This window comes from Shewanella sp. MF08487 (genome assembly GCF_050848685.1).
Taxonomy (GTDB): domain Bacteria; phylum Pseudomonadota; class Gammaproteobacteria; order Enterobacterales; family Shewanellaceae; genus Shewanella; species Shewanella glacialipiscicola.
Map to the genome: position 1 here is coordinate 1 of NZ_JBOZPB010000017.1, position 20,212 is coordinate 20,212.

The 20,212-nt window shown below is 47.6% G+C and carries 14 protein-coding genes and 1 riboswitch; of the genes, 10 read left to right on the plus strand and 4 right to left on the minus strand.

Annotated features, from left to right (window positions below; all coding sequences use genetic code 11):
* Nucleotides 1–592: 592 nt before the first annotated feature.
* The gene (gene metH / locus ACRN9H_RS12405; protein WP_432314069.1) at nucleotides 593–4,327 is read right to left on the minus strand and encodes a methionine synthase; all 3,735 of its coding nucleotides are present in this window, start codon (nucleotides 4,325–4,327) and stop codon (nucleotides 593–595) included.
* 456 nt (nucleotides 4,328–4,783) lie between these two features.
* On the opposite strand from metH, the gene ACRN9H_RS12410 reads away from it, so the two are divergent.
* From ACRN9H_RS12410 to ACRN9H_RS12450, 9 genes are all read left to right on the plus strand, one after another.
* Nucleotides 4,784–5,572, plus strand: coding sequence for a histidine phosphatase family protein (locus ACRN9H_RS12410; protein WP_432314071.1), 789 nt, complete (start codon nucleotides 4,784–4,786; stop codon nucleotides 5,570–5,572).
* A gap of 263 nt (nucleotides 5,573–5,835) precedes the next feature.
* Nucleotides 5,836–5,994, plus strand: a riboswitch (cobalamin riboswitch).
* Nucleotides 5,995–6,139: 145 nt separating this feature from the next.
* On the plus strand, nucleotides 6,140–7,018 hold the full coding sequence (locus ACRN9H_RS12415; RefSeq protein ID WP_432314073.1) for an ABC transporter ATP-binding protein: 879 nt from the start codon (nucleotides 6,140–6,142) through the stop codon (nucleotides 7,016–7,018).
* Between the two features lie 46 nt (nucleotides 7,019–7,064).
* Nucleotides 7,065–8,150, plus strand: a complete 1,086-nt coding sequence (locus ACRN9H_RS12420; protein WP_432314210.1) for a FecCD family ABC transporter permease — start codon at nucleotides 7,065–7,067, stop codon at nucleotides 8,148–8,150.
* A gap of 207 nt (nucleotides 8,151–8,357) precedes the next feature.
* Entirely contained in the window at nucleotides 8,358–9,422 is a 1,065-nt protein-coding gene (gene cobT / locus ACRN9H_RS12425) for a nicotinate-nucleotide--dimethylbenzimidazole phosphoribosyltransferase (RefSeq protein ID WP_432314075.1), read from the plus strand.
* Between the two features lie 105 nt (nucleotides 9,423–9,527).
* Complete coding sequence (locus ACRN9H_RS12430) at nucleotides 9,528–10,316, plus strand: adenosylcobinamide-GDP ribazoletransferase (protein WP_432314077.1); 789 nt, start codon at nucleotides 9,528–9,530, stop codon at nucleotides 10,314–10,316.
* The gene (gene cobU / locus ACRN9H_RS12435; RefSeq protein ID WP_432314079.1) at nucleotides 10,313–10,924 is read left to right on the plus strand and encodes a bifunctional adenosylcobinamide kinase/adenosylcobinamide-phosphate guanylyltransferase; all 612 of its coding nucleotides are present in this window, start codon (nucleotides 10,313–10,315) and stop codon (nucleotides 10,922–10,924) included. Before ACRN9H_RS12430 ends, cobU begins: the two co-directional genes overlap by 4 nt.
* Nucleotides 10,925–10,993: 69 nt before the next feature.
* Nucleotides 10,994–12,688, plus strand: coding sequence for a cobyric acid synthase (locus tag ACRN9H_RS12440; protein WP_432314080.1), 1,695 nt, complete (start codon nucleotides 10,994–10,996; stop codon nucleotides 12,686–12,688).
* Nucleotides 12,689–12,781: 93 nt separating this feature from the next.
* The gene (cobO, locus tag ACRN9H_RS12445; RefSeq protein WP_432314082.1) at nucleotides 12,782–13,405 is read left to right on the plus strand and encodes a cob(I)yrinic acid a,c-diamide adenosyltransferase; all 624 of its coding nucleotides are present in this window, start codon (nucleotides 12,782–12,784) and stop codon (nucleotides 13,403–13,405) included.
* A 110-nt stretch (nucleotides 13,406–13,515) separates the two neighbouring features.
* Nucleotides 13,516–14,340: a cobalamin-binding protein gene (locus ACRN9H_RS12450; protein WP_432314083.1), complete on the plus strand. Its 825-nt coding sequence runs from the start codon at nucleotides 13,516–13,518 to the stop codon at nucleotides 14,338–14,340.
* Nucleotides 14,341–14,402: 62 nt separating this feature from the next.
* Here ACRN9H_RS12450 and ACRN9H_RS12455 read toward each other — a convergent pair whose 3' ends face one another.
* Complete coding sequence (locus ACRN9H_RS12455; protein WP_432314084.1) at nucleotides 14,403–15,794, minus strand: NAD-dependent succinate-semialdehyde dehydrogenase; 1,392 nt, start codon at nucleotides 15,792–15,794, stop codon at nucleotides 14,403–14,405.
* A 485-nt stretch (nucleotides 15,795–16,279) separates the two neighbouring features.
* Between ACRN9H_RS12455 and ACRN9H_RS12460 the strand changes: the two genes are divergently transcribed.
* The gene (locus ACRN9H_RS12460; RefSeq protein ID WP_220773915.1) at nucleotides 16,280–16,663 is read left to right on the plus strand and encodes an MAPEG family protein; all 384 of its coding nucleotides are present in this window, start codon (nucleotides 16,280–16,282) and stop codon (nucleotides 16,661–16,663) included.
* 39 nt (nucleotides 16,664–16,702) lie between these two features.
* On the opposite strand, the gene ACRN9H_RS12465 is transcribed toward ACRN9H_RS12460, so the two are convergent.
* Together ACRN9H_RS12465 and pyrC are read right to left on the minus strand one after the other, a co-directional pair.
* Nucleotides 16,703–18,256 (minus strand): methyl-accepting chemotaxis protein, encoded by a 1,554-nt coding sequence (locus ACRN9H_RS12465; protein ID WP_432314086.1) that lies wholly within the window; start codon nucleotides 18,254–18,256, stop codon nucleotides 16,703–16,705.
* An 804-nt stretch (nucleotides 18,257–19,060) separates the two neighbouring features.
* Nucleotides 19,061–20,092 (minus strand): dihydroorotase, encoded by a 1,032-nt coding sequence (gene pyrC / locus ACRN9H_RS12470; RefSeq protein WP_432314088.1) that lies wholly within the window; start codon nucleotides 20,090–20,092, stop codon nucleotides 19,061–19,063.
* Nucleotides 20,093–20,212 lie beyond the last annotated feature (120 nt).

Consider the following 20,212-nt stretch of genomic DNA (forward strand, 5'->3'; position numbering starts at 1 on the left):
ACCTTTTAGAGCAGCATCCGCTAAAAGCCAGTAAACCAACCAAGATAAGAAAGGCAGCATGGAATGACGATTTTAGGCGCGAGATTTTCTTTGGTTAAGAGATTTAACAAAGCTTAATCCCGCCCTGACCTAATCCCTGCGAAGTTGCTGAAGGACGTTTAAGAAAATAGCGTGACGCAGACAGGACGTCTGCGTAGCTTTCGGGGGGGGGGGGAAGGGACGCCCCATCTGAAGCGTTAGCTATTTTTGAATAAGCACTAAACCAGCCTTTTATGTTATTGATTTTTTAATGAATTAACCAAAAAAATATACGCAACTGCTAATGGGGACACCAGATTAGGCATTGTTGCACCAGTGACCTTCTAAAACATGGATGTTTTAGTAGAGCCTACAGGGATGTATTTACGGCGAGTCACTGGTGTAACAGTGCAAAAGCCTGCGGCAGGCAATTAGACACACCATTACTTTGCCGCGATAACACTGCTAGTTCGCAATACAAAACGAACCAGCAACATTGGGTTTGGGGCGAAGCCCCACGACCTTTCGGTCGCAAGACCGATCTTATACCGCGTTAGCGTAATAAAGATCCTGATTATTCAGGATCATAATCCAATATTGGTGATAACCACCTTTCTGTTTCCTCAATGCTCATCCCCTTGCGCTTGGCATAATCTTCCACTTGATCGCGGCCGATGTTGGTTACGCCAAAGTAACGTGATTTCGGGTGGGCGAAATACCAGCCCGATACTGCCGCTGTGGGGAACATGGCGTAGCTTTCGGTGATATTCAAGTCGATGGTTTCATCGGGCTTGAGCAAGTCCCATAACAAGCCTTTTTCTGTGTGGTCTGGGCATGCTGGGTAACCCGGTGCGGGGCGTATACCTTTGTATTTTTCGCGGATTAAGGCTTCATTGCTTAACTGCTCGTCGGCCGCATAACCCCAAAACTCTTTACGTACCCGTTCGTGCATCCGCTCGGCAAAGGCTTCGGCCAAACGGTCGGCTAAGCATTTGAGCATGATGGCGTTGTAGTCGTCGTGGTTGGCTTCAAAACGCGCCACATGTTCGTCTATGCCGTGGCCTGTGGTCACCGCAAAGCCGCCCATGTAATCGGCGACGCCTGAGTCTTTTGGCGCAACAAAGTCAGATAGACAGAAGTTGTCGTTACCGACACGCTCAAGCTGCATCCGCAGGTGATGTGTGGTCATTTCAACTGTGGTACGCGACTCATCGGTGTACAGCTCAATGTCGTCGTAATTAACGGTATTGGCAGGGAATAAGCCGATAACCGCTTTCGCCGTGAGCCACTTTTCTTCGATGATTTGCTTGAGCATGGCCTGACCATCGGCGAACAGCTTTTGCGCCTCAACGCCCACCACTTTGTCGGTGAGGATTTCGGGGTAATGGCCATGTAATTCCCACGAGCGGAAAAACGGTGTCCAGTCGATACGCTCGACTAAGTCTTCTAATGGATAATTATCAAATACTTGGCGACCGAGCACGTTTGGCGTGAACGGGGTGTAGTTGGCCCAATCGTGTTGGCAACGGTTTTCGCGGGCCGCTTCGAGTGACACAATTTCTTTGCGTTTAGCCTGTGATAAACGTTTAGTGCGCATGTCATCGTATTCGGCATAGGTTTCGTCGATTGTCGCTTGGCGAGTCTCGTTGTTGATGAGTTTACTTACCATAGGCACGGCGCGGGACGCATCGGCGATATAAATGGCGCCATGGGGATAATGGGGCGCAATCTTCACCGCTGTGTGGATTTTTGAGCAAGTGGCGCCGCCGATAATCGCCGGAATGGTTAAGCCTTCGCGGTGGAAGGTTTTCACGTTATGCACCATCTCGTCCAGACTCGGAGTGATGAGGCCCGACATGCCGATGATATCGATATTGTGTTCTTTCACGGCGTCGAGAATTCGCTCCACCGACACCATCACGCCTAAATCGAATACCTCAAAACCGTTACAGGCGAGCACCACGCCGACGATATTCTTGCCGATATCGTGCACGTCGCCTTTTACCGTCACCATCAAAATCTTGCCGTTAGATTGGCCTTCGACCTTTTCTAGCTCGATATAGGGGTTTAAGTAAGCCACGGCTTTTTTCATTACCCGCGCCGATTTCACCACCTGCGGCAGGAACATCTTGCCCGAGCCGAATAAGTCACCGACTACGTTCATGCCGTCCATCAAGGCGCCTTCAATCACATCCAGTGGACGTTTCGCTTCTTGGCGAGCGGCTTCGGTATCTTCATCGATAAATTCGGTAATGCCTTTGACGAGCGCATGGGATAAGCGTTGACTCACCGGCCAGCTGCGCCATTCTAAATCTTCTTTTTTACCGACCTGCGCGCCATCACCGCGGAATTTCTCCGCGATTTCAAGTAACTGCTCGGTATTGCTTGAGCCTTCAACTGGGCAGGGCAAGTTAAGCACCACGTTTTCGACCCGCACTTTAAGTTCAGGGTCGATATCGTCGTAAATGGCTAACTGACCCGCGTTGACAATACCCATGTCCATGCCGACTTTGATGGCGTGGTACAGGAATACCGCGTGAATCGCTTCGCGCACTGGGTTATTACCGCGAAACGAGAACGACACGTTCGACACGCCGCCCGAAATCATTGCATGGGGCAGGGTGGCTTTAATCGCTTTAATGGCATCAATAAAATCGACGGCATAGTTGTCGTGTTCATCGATACCTGTGGCGATGGCGAAAATGTTCGGGTCGAAGATGATGTCTTCTGGCGGAAAGCCGACCTTATCGACCAGAACCCGATAGGCGCGGGTACAGATTTCGATTTTGCGTGCCTTAGTATCAGCCTGACCTTGCTCGTCGAATGCCATGATAATGGCCGCCGCGCCGTAGCGTTTCACCAGTGTTGCTTGCTCGATAAACTTGGCTTCGCCTTCTTTAAGGGAAATCGAGTTAACTATGCCCTTGCCTTGAATACATTTGAGGCCAGCTTCGATCACTTCCCATTTAGAGGAGTCGATCATAATAGGTACGCGGCTGATGTCGGGCTCAGAGGCAATCAAGTTTAAAAACTTGTGCATGATCTCGGCGCCATCGAGCATGCCTTCGTCCATGTTGATGTCGATGATTTGCGCGCCGCTTTCGACCTGCTCGCGGGCGACATCGAGCGCCTGCTCAAACTTGCCTTCTTTGATCAATTTTAAAAACTTGGCCGAACCTGTAACGTTGGTGCGCTCACCCACGTTAACGAACAGGGATTGGGCGTCGATAGTCAGTGGTTCCAAACCTGCCAAGCGGCAAGCTACCGGAATGTCCGGCAAAATACGTGGATCGTGACGGCTCACCGCTTCGCGGATCACGCGGATATGTTCAGGCGTACTACCACAACAACCCCCGATAATATTAAGCATGCCTTCGCGCGCCCAATCTTCGATCACGTTCGCCATGTCCTCTGGGGTTTCATCGTAACCGCCAAACTCGTTCGGTAGGCCAGCATTCGGATGCGCCGACACATAACACTCACTGATGCGGGATAATTCTTCGACGTACGGGCGTAATTCTTTTGGCCCAAGTGCACAGTTAAGACCGATAGATAAGGGCTTGATATGGCGAAGGGAATTGTAAAAGGCTTCGGTCGTTTGGCCAGTCAGTGTGCGGCCAGAGGCATCGGTAATCGTGCCCGAAATCATGATCGGCAATCTGTCTTTAGAATGCTGACCGAATAAGTCATCGAATACGGATTCAATCGCAAACAGCGCAGCCTTGGCGTTTAAGGTATCGAATATGGTCTCGACCATAATGATATCCGCGCCGCCTTCAATCAGCGCCTTAGTGGATTCTTTGTAAGCAGTCACTAACTCATCGAAGCTGACGTTGCGATAGCCTGGGTCGTTCACATCTGGGCTAATCGAGCAAGTACGGTTAGTGGGGCCTAACACACCGGCGACGTAGCGTGGAATGCCTGTGGCAGCAAAGGCTTCATCACAAGCTTCACGGGCGAGTCGCGCGCCGACTAAGTTAATTTCGGCGGACAGCGACTGCATGTCGTAGTCGGCCATGGCGATGGTGGTGGCGTTAAAGGTGTTGGTTTCAATGATGTCTGCACCGGCGTTTAAGTAGTCGGTGTGAATTTGTTTGATGATGTGGGGTTGCGACAACACTAATAAATCGTTGTTACCTTTGACATCCGTATGCCAATCTTTAAAACGTTCGCCGCGATAGTCCTCTTCTTCCAGCTTGTAGCCTTGGATCATAGTGCCCATGGCACCGTCTAAGATCAGAATGCGCTCTGCAAGCTGTTTGCGTATGTCTGCCAATATCTGGCCGGCTTTGGTAGAGGGTATCGTCATAAATAATTACCTTAAATACAGCTAAGCTAAGCCCATGATTAAGCCTAGGATTAAATACAGGATGCAGTTCAGAGTGTTTGCTGGTTCACTATCGACTTTTATTATGCTTAGTGCATTTTATTCTGCTCAGTCGATATTTCCAGACTTCCACTATTCCAGACTTCTACAATTCCAGATGTAAGTTATGGACGTTTAAACGTATGGACGTCCATAGTACGCGACTTATGATCGTCAGTGCAAGGTCAAAATCACCTGACGATTTACCCTGCTCATCGGAGATTTTTGAGCACTTTTAGCGGTGATTTGTTGAGTGAATGCTTTAATGGCAAATTAACAGGGCTGTTTTCATTGGTATTAAGCCATTTTTTAACAACATAATGCCCATAAGATTAAGTATCACCGCCTGAATGATGTGTTTTTTGAACATTCGCTCTTGAACATTAGCCAAGGAATACGATGAAACAAATACAACTATTATTACTACGCCACGGTGAGTGTGAAGGCGGCGCCATCTTACGCGGGCGTGTAGATGTGCCATTGAGCGAAACGGGTTGGCAACAAATGTCGGCGGCGGTTGCAGCGCAGGCCAGCGTCTGTAGCGCCATTTATAGTTCAACTTCACGCCGCTGTGCTGACTTTGCCCAAGCTCTGGCCGCTGAGCTGCATTCAACGGCGCCGCTGTTAACTGGAGTACCACCGTTAAGTACGGCGCTATCTTCAAATTCGACATCAGCAAGCAACATATTAACGGCACAGACAAAGCCATTAGAGGCGCAATTTTTGTCAGATTTACAGGAAATAGATTTCGGTGATTGGGACGGACGTAAACTCGATGAACTCTATCAACAAGAGGGCGAACGTTTAGCCGCCTATTGGCAAAATCCTTGGCAAGCGCCGCCGCCCAACGGTGAGACTATGGCCAGTTTTGAGTCGCGAGTGAACTATGCTATTGAGCAAATACTTGCCGCTGAGTTTGAGCAATTGTCTATTGCGTTAAATTCTATTGCCTTAAATAAAGATGAGGCTCAAGACGGTACGCTCACGCCTACTGCTAAAATATGGCTAGTGAGCCACGGCGGTGTTATCCGCCATTTAATGGCGCGGGCACTGGGGGTTGAACGGGCCGTGGGTTTTTATAGCCAACTTAATTTACCCGTCGCCGCAGTGGTAAAAATTAATGTGCTGCAAGATGAGCAAGGCACTCGTTATTGGCGTTTAGATTGGCCGAGCGGTCGCTGCGAATAACGTGACTCGCTGCCGTCGGTTATAACTGCAGGGAGTAACAGAGTTAGTCATCATAGTTAGCCATTTAAACCATCCGCTAAGTTGAAGATTTTTCTCATCTTAGCGGCGCGATTGTCGATTGCCTATTAGGGTAAATATAGGATAATGCTTTCTCTTGATGTTACCGCTCGCATACGATCCTGCTATAGCGTAGCGGCTAACGTCACAGAAATAGGTGTTGAGGGTTTTGAGTGGTGCAAGGGGAGTTAGGCAAATATTGCTAAGCCTCTTTGCCAAGGCTAAAGATTAATTTCAACATAATAGGGAATCGGGGAGCTGCTCGTCAGTCAGCCCGAACTGTGCCCGCAACTGTGCGTGACTTTTATAGAGTTTTAAATATAAAAGTGACAAGTCAGGAGACCTGCCTATTTCTGTTATCGCTGCGTGCAGCTTAAATTCTTGAGCGGGTGACTCGAGGGAGCAGATGACTATGTGTATAACGATTATGTATACAGCGACTATGTATACAGCAACTATGTGTATCTCCTTTTTTAGTGCAGGTTTGGACTCGCTAGGAGCGCCGCGTTGGTGAGACTCTCTGAAATCCAAACCAGCCGCAGCTTAAATAGCTGCGATACCCCACTTGCCAGCCAGCCAGTTGCGCTTGATGTGAGCCATTTGAGTTGGAGTATTGATAGCAAAACTATTCTTACCGATATTAACTTTACACTGCCGACAGGGCAGATGCTTGGGCTGATTGGCCCTAACGGTGCGGGTAAGTCTAGTTTGCTGCGCTGTTTGTATCGATTTGTGCGCCCGACTCAGGGCAAAATCACCTTATTTGATCAAGATATTGAGCGCTTATCGCCCAAAGCTTTTGCCTGTAGTGTTGCTGTTGTCCAGCAAGATACGCCGCATTATTTCGACATGACTACAGAGCAATTGGTCAGTATGGGGTTAACGCCGCACAAGGGCATGTTCGACACTAACTCTAGCAAAGATGGCGAATGCATTGCTAAAGCGCTCGAAAAAGTCGGCCTCAGCCATAAAATGTACCAGCAATATGAGCGTTTATCGGGTGGTGAAAAACAACGCGCCTTGATCGCTCGTGCCATAGTGCAACAGCCACAACTGCTCATCCTCGATGAACCCACCAATCATCTTGATGTGCGCTATCAAATTCAAATTCTTGAGCTGGTGCGCAGTTTGGGTATTAGTGTGATTGCTTCCATCCACGATCTTAATTTGGCCAGTGCCCTGTGTGACAGCTTATTGTTAATCCACAACGGCGAGGTCAGTGCCATGGGCACACCGACAGAGGTATTAACTGAAGCGCGTATCGCCGATGTGTTCGGGGTGTGCGCTCAGGTATCTGTTCATCCGCAACATAAAAATCCCTTAATCAGCTATTTTTATGGTTACCATGATGCAACCCATAACGGGGACAAACGAGGTGAGAGTGAATGATTCAGACGAGTCAACAACGCAGTATTGCACCTCAAATTTGGGGCCTATGGTGACACTTTTGACAAGACAACAGTTGATGCTGCTGGCGTTAGCCATGCTGACATTGATTACACCGATAGCCGCGACCAGTTTTGGTGCGGCAAACATCAGCTTTATGGATGTTATCCAGGTGTTTATCAATAAGGTTGCTAACCTCGCTCAGACAAGCGGCATGACTGAGCGCATTGTGATGGAGCTCAGGCTACCGCGCATTTTACTGGCTTTTGTGGCGGGGGCGGGTTTGTCACTGGCGGGCAGTGTGTTGCAAACCGTGACGCGCAATCCGCTGGCAGACCCGTATTTATTTGGCATTAGCTCTGGCGCGTCCTTTGGCGCTGTGGTGATGTTGACCTTATTCACTGGCTCTGGATTTTTTGATAATGCTGGCATGGCGGCACATTCTGGGCTTTTTAGCGGTTCGGGCGCCTTGTCGGGTTTGCTTTGGTTTAGCTTGCCCTTGGGCGCTTTTATTGGCGCCAGTTTGTCGGTGTTGATTGTGTTAGCGTTATCGGGACTTGGGCTTAATAGCCAAGTCGAGCGCATGCTGCTTTCAGGTGTGGCAACCTCCTTTATGTTTGGCGCCCTAACCAGTTTACTGTTGTATTTTTCCAGTCCGCAGGCCACGGCTTCGGTATTGTTTTGGAGTTTAGGCAGTTTTGCTAAGGCCAGTTGGTCGTTACTTATTTTGCCGACTCTGGTTGTTGGGGTGAGCTTATTGATTATCTTAGGCATGAAGCGGCAGATTATGGCGCTGCAAGCGGGGGATGAAACCGCCCATACCTTAGGGGTAAATGTACCTAAGTTACGACTCAACATGTTACTACTGTGCTCGTTAATTACCGCAGTATTGGTTGCCACCTGTGGCGGTATTGGTTTTGTCGGTTTAATGATCCCCCATACCGTGCGCATGCTATTTCCCGGTCGCCAGCCGATTTTATTAACGGCGTTGGTGGGCGGATTATTTATGGTGTGGATTGATGTATTAGCGCGCTGTTTGTTGGGTAATCAAGAGTTACCCGTAGGCATTATTACTGCCGCTATCGGCAGCTTATTCTTTTTACTGATTTTGCGTAAGCGTAGAGTTATGCCGTAAATACAAGGTCATGCCGTAGGCACCTAGTCAGAACGTAAACCCAGAGTTAAGTCGTCATCCTAGAGTTATGTCGTAAGCGCAGACTGACGGGATAATCAGTATTTCTGTTGATATCTGCCCCGCGATTGGAAATGCAAAATTGGTCATGTTAGTCATATACGCAGGATGCGTTGTGGTTATTTAATGTAGATTACAAGTGGAGTGTGGATGTCTCAGTCAGCCGTATCTTTTCAAATAAGCCCAGTGAGTAACGCGCAGGATCAAATGATTCAGCAGAAGATTGATCTTAAAACTAAACCGCTTGGCGCCTTAGGCCTGCTTGAATCCTTAGCGTTACAGATTGCCCGCGTGCAAGGCGCAACGTTGCCACAAGATACACTAAAAATCGTTCATCCAACTCTGTTAGTGTTTGCAGGAGATCATGGCATTGCCGCGCAGGGAGTATCGATTGCGCCGAGCGAAGTCACGCGCCAAATGGTGCAAAATTTTGCCCATGGCGGCGCTGCTATTAACGTGTTTTGTCGACAGGTCGGCTTTAAACTCGAAGTGATTGATTGCGGTATTTTAACGCCTGTAGAAGATGTTGAGGGCATTATTAATCAACGTCTTGGCGCCGGTACTGAGGCTATTCATTTGGCGCCCGCCATGGCGCTAAATACCGTTGATAAAGGCTTTGCCATGGCGCGAGATTTAATTGAACGCCACCATCAAGCAGGTTGTAATCTGATTGCCTTTGGCGAAATGGGTATAGGTAATACCTCGGCAGCAGCAGCGATTATGGCGGCAATTATGCAACTCGATGTGGCTGATTGCGTGGGTCGCGGTACGGGGATTAATGCAGAGACCTTAGCGCTAAAACTGTCGTTAATTGAGCAGGCTTTGCAGTTACATCAACACGCCTTAACTGGTCCCAAAGCAGTGTTAGCCTGCTTAGGCGGATTTGAAATTGTGCAAATGACAGGGGCGATATTAGCCGCGGCTGAACGCAAAATGCTGGTGGTGATAGATGGTTTTATCGCGACAGCTGCGGCGTTAGTGGCGGTAAAAATTGCGCCGAATGTGCGCGATTATTTAATTTTTGCCCATCAGTCTGACGAACAAGGCCACCTGCGGATGTTAGATTTTTTACAGGCTAAACCCTTGTTGTCCCTCGGGCTGAGATTGGGCGAAGGCACTGGCGCCGCTTTAGCATTGCCGCTTATTCAAGCTGCAGTAAATTTTTACAACCAAATGGCGAGTTTTAGTGATGCTGGGATTGAGGCTGTTGTATGATGTACTCTGCTAAGTCTCTTATTTTACTTATTTAAAATAATAACTGTTAGCCAACTGTTTTATTCTTAAATCGTGTAGCAAGTGTGAACTCACTAAGGATGCTTTATGTCAGAACGCGAAAGCTGGCACAAAGAAATAGATTTGTTTTTTGTTGCCATGGGCTATTTTACCCGCATTCCTATGCCGAGCTGGGTTGAAGTCGATAGTGATAAGCTGAATAAAGCCAGCCGTTATTTCGGTCTGGTCGGTCTTTTGGTCGGCCTGCTCAGTGCCATTGTGTTTTGGTTGACGCAGAACTGGCTCCCCGCTGGCGTTTCTGTACTGTTGGCTATGCTCGTTGGCGTCTTGCTTACGGGCGGATTCCATGAAGATGGCCTGGCCGATACCTTTGATGGTTTTGGTGGCGGTTGGACGGTCGAAGATAAGCTGCGGATCATGAAGGACTCGCGCCTTGGCAGCTATGGCGCTTTGGCGCTAATGTTGGCTCTGCTGCTGAAATGGCAGTTGTTGGTCGAGTTGGCCCTGTATGATCCTGTGGTGGCGGGCTCGGCGCTTATCGTCGCGCACACAGTGAGCCGTGTGGTGTCGGCGAGTATTATCTTTAGTGAAAAATATGTCCGCGATGACGAGACCAGTAAGTCAAAGCCGTTATCGCAACATCAAGGGATTAATGAGCTGCTTATCCTGATCGCCAGCGGCGTATTAGTGCTGTTATTCCTCAAGGGGTTAGCGGCATTGTCATTGCTATTGGTGATGATAGGACTGCGCCGTTTGATCATAGTGATCTTTAGACGCCAGATTGGCGGTTACACGGGTGATACCTTAGGCGCTGCGCAGCAAATAGCTGAAATCGTGTGTTATTTTGTATTACTCGTTGTGGGTAACATACTGTGATCCATCTCGTCCTAGGCGGCGCCCGTAGCGGTAAAAGTCGCTACGGTGAAGCCTTAGTGCGCCAGTACACAGCGCTAGGCTTCGATGCCTGCTATGTGGCCACGGCGCAGGCGCTAGATGATGAAATGGCCATACGCATTGCCAAGCATCAAGCGGACCGTTCTGACGATGGTGTTGAGTGGCAATTGTTTGAAGAGCCATTGGCGTTGACGGCTACATTAGCGCGCTTAGCCAAACCTGGACGAGTGATTTTAGTCGACTGTTTAACCCTGTGGTTAACCAATCAATTACTCGCATCCAATCCGCAAGTTGATGATGAACCCGCGCCGACCGAGTGGAACGCCTCAGACTTTGCCACTAGAACCTCAATGGATAAAGCTTTAGCGAATTGGCAGGCAGAAAAAACCGCTTTTGTGGATGCGCTAACTGAGTTTGAAGGCGTGGTGATTTTGATCAGTAACGAAGTCGGTTCTGGCATAGTGCCCTTAGGTGAGTTGAGCCGACAATTTGTCGACGAAGCGGGCTGGCTAAACCAAGCCGTTGCCGCCTTAGCGGATAATGTCACCTTAGTGGTCGCGGGTTTACCCTTAGCACTAAAACCACTGTAATCTAACTAAGTGATGTTGAGACTGAGCTTTATCTTTATCCCTGCAAACTAGAATAAGTTTTTTAACCCTATGCCCTCTCCAAACACAGACAACACAGGCTGTGCAAATGCACTCGATACCGCTAACGCTTTAGCTATTCATTCTGCTGCTAATCTTGCGGTGAATACGCCTGCGGTTAATTCACCTCGCCGCGCAAAAGTCTTGATGGTGCAGGGCACAACATCGGATGCGGGGAAGAGCACCTTAGTGGCGGGGATTTGTCGTTTGCTCGCCCGAGAGGGCGGTAAGGTTGCGCCTTTTAAGCCGCAAAATATGGCGCTCAATAGCGCTGTCACTATTGATGGCGGCGAGATTGGTCGCGCACAGGCCTTGCAAGCCGTGGCCTGTTATCTTGAGCCCCATACCGATTTTAATCCCATACTGCTTAAACCTAGCTCGGACACGGGCGCGCAAATTATCGTTCATGGCAAAGCCCTGACGACACTCGAAGCCTCAGCCTTTTTTGGGCCTAAATCTAAGGATTACAAGGCAATGGCGCTTGACGCTGTGCTGGAGTCCTTCGAGCGATTGACGGCCCAGTATCAAACCATAGTGGTTGAAGGCGCGGGCAGTCCGGCGGAGATCAATCTGCGTGAAGGCGATATTGCCAACATGGGATTTGCCGAAGCCGTGGATTGTCCTGTGATCATCATTGCCGATATCGATAAGGGCGGCGTATTTGCCCATTTGGTCGGGACCTTAGCGCTGTTATCTGAGTCTGAACAGGCGCGGGTAAAGGGCTTTGTGATCAATCGTTTCCGTGGCGATATTAGCCTGTTGCAATCAGGGCTCGATTGGCTTGAAGCTTATACTCAAAAGCCTGTTTTAGGCGTGTTGCCTTATCTGCATGATTTACATCTCGATGCCGAAGATGCGCTGATAAGCTCGCCGACTAAAGGCGCTAACAGCCGCTTAAAAGTGCGGGTCTTAGTGTACCCAAGGATCAGTAATCACACGGATTTTGATCCGCTGCGGTTGCATCCCGATATCGATTTTGACTATGTGTCATTGCAAACCCAAGCTGCGAGTCACGCCACTCATTTGCCCGCCGCCGATTTATTGATCTTGCCCGGCAGTAAGAATGTGCGTGCCGATTTGGCCTTTTTACGCCAGCAAGGTTGGGATAAGGATATCGACACACACCTGCGTTACGGCGGCAAAGTGCTCGGCATTTGCGGCGGTTACCAAATGTTAGGCCAAAGCATTGCCGATCCCTTAGGGATTGAAGACAGTGCGGGCGATACCGAAGGACTTGGCTACTTACCATTGAGCACAGAACTCAAAGCCGATAAACAGTTACGGCGGGTGAGCGGTGAGCTTACTCTGCTTGGGCAAAGGGTTGCAGTGCAGGGCTATGAAATCCACTGCGGCGAATCAAGTTATCTCGCGCCCATTCTTACGGCAGCTCTCGCGCTAAGTGATGAACAGTACAATCCGCCCTTGCAGTTAATCCCAGAATCGACACCATTAACCGCGCCTACGATGAGTTTTTCCGATGGCCTGCAAAGCGATGATGGGCAAATCTTAGGTACTTATTTACACGGGTTGTTTGATAGCCCTGATGCCTGTCAGCTGATCCTGCGCTGGGCGGGATTAAACGATACTAAGGCGATAGATATCAATCAAATACGTGAACAGCAACTCGATCGTTTAGCTGACGTGTTAGCCGAGCATTTAGACATGCAAAAATTACAGACTATTTTGGATGCCGCAGTTCGGCGTTGAATTCGGCAAAGAGCGGATATTGAGAAAGAGCGGCATTTAAAAACTAATATTTATAAAAGCATACATTTTTAGCAGCAGAGTGAAGAGAAGACTATGACAGCACAGAACGATAATGAACAAGCTCAAATCAAGGCCGAACGCCACAAGGCTCGCCAACAAAAAGTGAAAGTCGGTGTGGATGCTAAAATTGCCGCCGCTCAAGAAGAAAAGGGCATTCTGCTGGTATTAACCGGTAACGGCAAAGGCAAGTCTACTTCTGGTTTTGGCACAGTGGCTCGCGCCGTCGGTCACGGCAAAAAAGCCGCGGTAGTGCAATTTATCAAAGGTACTTGGGAGTGCGGTGAGCGCAATTTACTCGAAGGTGCAGGGGTTGAGTTTCATGTAATGGGCACAGGTTTTACCTGGGAAACCCAAGATAAAGAAAAGGATACCGCCGCTGCTGTACTCGCTTGGGAAGCCGCCGAAAAGCTGCTGCAAGATGAGAGCATAGATTGCCTTATGCTCGATGAACTCACCTATATGGTGAGCTATCACTATCTGGATGTGGAACGCGTGCTTAGCGCACTTAAAAATCGTCCACCGATGCAGCATGTGATTATTACGGGCCGCGCTTGTCATCGGGCGATTATTGAGCTGGCCGATACTGTGAGCGAAGTGCAGCCGTTGAAACACGCCTTCGAAGCGGGTGTCAAGGCACAGCAAGGTTTTGATTATTGATTTATGGTTATTTAATTTATGGCGATTTGATTAAAGGTTACTCCATCAAATCGCCATGAACTGATACCTATGCTGCCTATGATTTCAGGATTAACATTAAAGGGATGACGATGAAACGCTATTATGTTGGCTGCATATTGGGTCTGAGTATTTTGCTTTCTCAGCACGCATTAGCCAAACCTGCCCAACGTATTATTGCGCTTTCGCCCCACGCGGTAGAAATGCTTTACGCCATAGGTGCGGGCGATACGATTGTGGCCGCAACTGATTATGCGGATTATCCCGAGGCGGCAAAAAATATCCCGCGTATTGGGGGTTACTACGGTATTCAAATGGAGCGGGTGATGGAGCTTAATCCCGATCTGATTGTGGTGTGGGATTCGGGTAATAAAGCCGAAGATATCAACCAGCTTAGGACGTTAGGATTTAACCTTTATGGTAGCGATCCTAAAACTTTGGAAGGTGTCGCCAAGGAGCTTGAAGAGTTAGGCCAACTTACGGGGCATGTTGAAGAAGCAAGCAAGGCTGCGGCCACTTATCGCGCTGAGCTTATCCGATTGCGGGTTGAAAATGCTAAAAAATCAGAACCTAAGGTATTTTATCAACTCTGGTCGACCCCCTTGATGACGGTTTCTAAAAATAGTTGGATCCAGCAGATTATTGATGTGTGTCATGGTGAAAATGTGTTTTACGATGCCGCCAGTGATTACCCGCAGGTGAGTTTAGAAAATGTGTTACTGACCTTGCCCGAGGTGATTTTGCAAAGCCAAGAGGAAGGCAATGTTAAAGGTGTCGATTGGAGCCAATGGCCCGAAATTCCCGCCGTTAAAAAACAGCATATTTATCAAATTGATGCCGATTTATTGCACCGTGCTTCGCCCAGAGCGTTACTCGGCGTTCAAGCCTTATGTGATGCCTTGGATAAAGCACGTTAAATAAAACGCCTGACAGATTATTCCGTCAGGCGTTTAGTCAGATGTTGCTATTTTTTAAGCGTTTAGAAAGGCGCGTTAATATCAACCACATTAATCAGTTTGTGGTTTACAAACTCTTTTAAGCCTAAACCAATTAGCTCGCGGCCATAACCTGAGCGTCGCACACCACCAAAGGGTAAATCGGCCTTGACCATAGTTGGATGATTAACAAACATCATGCCGGTTGAAACCTGCTTAGCGACCGCTAACCCGCGTTTATTATCAGCAGTAAACACTGAGCCACCCAGGCCAAAGGGTGAGTCGTTGGCGATATCAATCGCTTCTTGTTCATCTTTCGCTTTGAGGATCATCGATATAGGGCCGAAAAACTCCCAATAGTAAGCGGGGTTATCTGGCGTGACATTGGTCAATATCGTCGGCTGCACAAAGGCACCTTTTTCTGGCACTTTAGGGCCGACTTCGGTTGCTGTTGCACCATGTTTTACCGCATCACGCACTTTTTGCTTCACTTCATCGGCAGCTGCCTGAGAAGATAACGGGGCCAATGTGGTGGTGGGATCCATAGGATCGCCCGCTTTTAGCGCTTCCACACCTTTGATATAGCCTTGCATAAACTCATCATAAATGGCTTCAACTAAGATCATCCGCTTGGATGACACACAAACCTGGCCTGCGTTCCAGTGACGGCCGAACACCGCCCAATCAATAGTTTTTGGCAGCTGGGCATCTTCAAGCACGATGAAAGCATCAGCCCCGCCGAGTTCTAAGGTGGATTTTTTCAACGCTTTACCAGCTTGTGCGGCAATCATTGCGCCTGCACCCTCAGAACCTGTGAGTGCCACCCCATGTACTTTGGGGGAGTTAATAATGTATTCAATTTGGTCGCGTGTTGCATACAGGTTTTGGAATACCCCTTGTGGCAGCCCTGCATCGCGCATCAGACCTTCAAAGGCTGCGGCGCATTGCGGCACATTGGACGCGTGTTTGAGCAGTAACGTGTTTCCGACGGATATCTGCGGCGCCAAAATTCGGGCAATTTGATAGTAAGGGAAGTTCCAAGGTTCGATAGCCAGCAATACGCCAAGGGGATCGTGAACCAGTATCGCTTCACCTTCTGCGGGATCGGCTACCGGCAGTTTTTGCGGGGCTAATAGTCGCTCGGTATGTTCGGCGTAATATTCGAGAATTTGCGCAGAAAGCTCGACCTCAGCTTCGGCTTCTGCAATCACTTTACCCATTTCTAACGTCAATAAATTAGCATATTGCCGCTTGTTATCTCTGAGAATGGTTGCAGCCTTAGACAGTATTGCGGCCTTGTCGGCAAAGGGAGTGGTTCGCCAAGCCAAAAAAGCCTGATGGGCGGAGTCTATCGCCTGCGTAACTTCGGTATCTGTTGCATTGGGAAATTCTTTGATGAGTTCTCCCGTATAGGGATTGATCGTTGTATAAGCCATATGTTCCTCCAAGCGTTCAACGAATAGAGTGACAATGCCAAGTCTTGGCATTAGGGGTAAATGTCTTTTATTTGCCATCGCCCTTGTCATTAACGATAAGGTCAGGGATTAACCTTCTACCTTTCTACCCACTCTAATCCGCGAGTGATGTGAGCCAGATCGCAGGGATTAAGATATCAACCTTGTTTTTAGGCATTTCATACTTTCGTTTTGGTTGGCTTAGTTTTTTATTAAACAACCCGAGTTAAGTAGGGTTGGCGCGACAACAAAGCCGCCAAAGACAGGTTAAGGGGCACTAATGCTGTGAGTATTTGGGCTGATATCTTGCGTATGGCAAAGGTATGGCACTGTGAGTCGCTTAACGTTACGATTGCATTTTGTGAGCGACAGTAGGTATAGGGTGAAATAATGTCGTCGTGCGCATACACTCATCAATTCAACATACTGAATACACTCAAATACTAAAATAATAGGAAGTGCAGCCCATGAATACCTTACTCATTTGTTTGTTTATCGCGATGTTATTGCCGTATTTAGCCAAAGGCCCCGTTGCTTGGGCGATGGCGAAGGCGGGCGGTTATGATAATAACCATCCTCGCGCCCAACAGGCGCAGCTAACTGGTTTTGGCGCACGTGCTTTAGCTGGGCATCAAAATGCTTTTGAATCACTCTTAGTTTTTGGCCTAGCGGTATTAGTGGTAATGGCTACTGGCAAAGTGACACCGACTGCAGAATGGCTTGCCATCAGCCATGTTGCAGCCCGTTTTGTGTACCATATTTTGTATCTTGCTAATAAAGGTACCTTGAGATCCCTCTCATGGTTTGTGGCTATTTTCAGTGCCTTCGGAATTTTCTTTCAGGCTTTTTAGCCTGTTTGAGCGGCGATATCTCAATAATGTAGTGCTTTTTTAACGCTTGAAACGGACCACCAGTTCGTGGAGTTCATCGGCGGTATTTTTAAGTTTAATAATTGACGCTGAGGTATCGATAGCACTTTCAGCGCTAGTGCCTGCTAAATCAGAGATATTAACTACTTGGCGGTTAATATCTTCGGCAACATGGGTTTGTTCTTCTACCGCTGCCGCCATTTGCGTCGACATATGGGCAATTTGACTTACGGCGTCTGAAATACCATTAAGCATAGCGGCGCTTTCAACGACTTTTTCAAGCCCTTCATTAGCCGCTTCAGAGCCAACATGGGCGGCATTAACGGCTTGTTTAGCCTTGGTAGTGAGTTCTTCAATGATCCCATGGATACTGTGGGTCGATTCCTGTGTACGTTGCGCCAGATTACGTACTTCATCAGCGACAACGGCAAATCCTCGGCCTTGCTCTCCCGCTCTGGCGGCTTCAATAGCGGCATTCAATGCCAGTAAATTAGTTTGATCGGCAATTTGCTCAATGATTTGTGCCACCTGTGCAATGCGCACCGTTTGATCTGAAAGCTCGGAGACGGAAACACTGATATCGTTGACGGTAGTTTTAAGTTTTTGAATCGACTGTTGGGTGATATCGGCCATATTTCGGCCCTTAATCGCTAAGTTATTCGCCGTATCTGCATGGTTTGCGGTTTCTGATACGTGTATTGAAACCTCGGCAATCGTGGTGGTCATTTGATTCATTGCTGTCGCAACTTGGCAGGTTTCTGCCTGCTGTTGTTCAATCTCGGCGCAGGTGTTAAGGGTTAACTGATAGCCATTGTCTGACTCTTTAGCCATATTCAATGCCGCATTTTCAATCCGAGTGATCACCGTCCCTAGATGGGCATTTTGGCTTAAAATACTCACCTTTAATAAACCCAGTGTGCCACTTGAGTCTGTGTAAGCTCTGGCGGCAAGGTCGTTAGAGAAGCTCATTTTTAACATGGCATTTAACGAGTCAACCGTAGATTTGTATTTGTAGGTTATTGAAATGGCATACAGCACTGCAGTGCTCAGCAGTAAAATGCTAAACAGAGTTGGGTATCCTGCAAAATAAAGCGCACAGGCTGAAATGAGGGCAAAAATAAGGCATAAGTTTGCAACAGAAATGCGCCCTGATGTAGCAAAAGACTTACCCGCATTAATTTGCTGATATAAAGTATCGGCCCTTGCTACGTCATCTCGCTTAGGACATGACCTTACTGACTCATAACCGACCACTTTGCCAGCGGTAGTGACTGGCGTAACATAGGCATCTACCCAATAAAAATCACCATTTTTACAGCGATTTTTAACCATACCCATCCAAGGTTTGCCTGCTTTTAAATAAGACCACATTTGAGTAAATGCAATTGAAGGCATTTCTGGGTGCCTCACAATGTTGTGGTGTTGTCCGATTAATTCCGTTTTTTTAAAACCACTCACATCGACAAACGCATCGTTACATTCGAGAATTGTGCCTTGTAAATCGGTCACAGAAATAAGTTTTATCGATTCAGGGAAGGTTCTTTCTTGACGGGTAATCGGTTGGTTGTTTCTCATGCCACACTCCTTTGTATATTGGCTATTTCTCAATAATATAAGGCTAAATAATCCTTTAGTTAATGTTAACACTAGTTAAACCGATTAATCGCCATTTATAAGTGTTTTTCTTGTAGAAAAATATACGTAACTACTATGAAAAAATTGAATTTAATGTTCTATTTACAATACTTCTCAAAAGACGTTTATTAATTGCGCAAGTACTAACGTCAACCCTAAAAATACCCATATTAATGAAATCAGTTATTCATAATGAGTATTGTGCTTACTAACATTAGATTAAAAACGCTCAGTAACCTTGTCCAATGTAAATGGTTGTAAATTGGTTATATTAGAGTAGAACATCCCAGAGAATTTGCCTTAAAGACGTGGTGAATTAGATTTAGTGCAGTACTTGTACATGGATTTGCCATCTAAGTTTTAGGTGACTTTTATTGGTGTATGAGGCTGGTGGCTTAATGAAGACATGAGTCGTTTAGGGACAAGCCTACTAAAATGGCTATGAAATTCATTACTCGCATGTAAGTGACCATTGGCGGCATGGACTGGACCGTTGAGCCCTCAGGGGAGTTTATGGCTTGTCACTGGAATAAACGTGATTAATCCTATGCATAAAAGATAAATCATGAATCGCTCTTTAAACTGAAGAGAGTATTGCTGTTAATCCCCTCTTAATCGTGCGAGTCTCAAATTAAGACCGCTGATGCGGCCTTAATTTTCTTAGTTTTATAGCATTAGTTTTATGGCATTAGTTCGATATTATCCTGCTCAATAGCAGCAGGATAATAAGCCTAGTTCAAGCGCTTATTTTACCTGCCAATCAATGGCTTCACCTGCACGAATCGGTACCACGTTGGTGTCGCCCAGCGGATAGCTCGCGGGTACATCCCATGATTTTTTTACCAGCGTAATCGTGTCGATGTTGCGTGGCAGATTGTAAAAATCTGGGCCATTGAAGCTTGCAAATGCTTCGAGTTTATCTAGCGCATTCACCGATTCGAAGGCTTCGGCATATAGCTCAATGGCGGCGTGGGCCGTGTACGAACCCGCGCAGCCACAGGCGGCTTCTTTTTTATCCTTAGCGTGGGGCGCCGAATCTGTGCCGAGGAAGAACTTCTTGCTACCGCTCGCTGCTGCGGCCAATAACGCCTGTTGGTGGGTATTGCGTTTTAAAATCGGCAAACAGTAAAAATGCGGGCGAATACCGCCAGCTAACATGTGGTTACGGTTATACAGTAAATGGTGCGCTGTGATAGTTGCGGCCACATTATCAGAGGCTTGAGTGACAAAATCGACCGCATCTTTGGTGGTGATATGCTCAAGCACGATTTTAAGCGCTGGGAAATCGGCGACAATTTTACTGAGGATATTTTCAATAAAGACACGCTCGCGGTCGAAAATATCAATAGCTGAATCTGTGACTTCACCGTGGACTAAAAACAGCATGCCGACTTCTTGCATGGCTTGGAGTACGGGATAGATATTTTTAACATCGGTCACTCCGGAATCTGAGTTAGTCGTCGCGCCCGCAGGGTAGAGTTTAGCGGCGAAAATTTTACCCGAAGCTTTGGCTTTACGGATTTCATCTGGGCTGGTTTTGTCGGTTAAATACAACACCATTAAAGGTTCGAACTGTGAGCCTGTAGGCACCTTAGCTTTAATGCGGTCGTAATAGGTTAGTGCGGTTTGTGTATCGATAGCGGGCGGCACTAAGTTGGGCATGACGATGGCGCGGCCCATATAGCGGCTGATATCACGCACGGTATCTTTAAGCTGCGCACCATCTCTTAAATGAATATGCCAGTCGTCTGGGCGAGTGATTGTAATTGTCGTCATAGGATTTTATCTTTTGATTGTTTTGGCTACGAGGGTGGCAGGATCTTATGTGGCAAGGATTTTACTGTAAAGGGAAACTCGGTATTTCGAGGTAATAAGTTATCTGTATTGGCGTTTTAG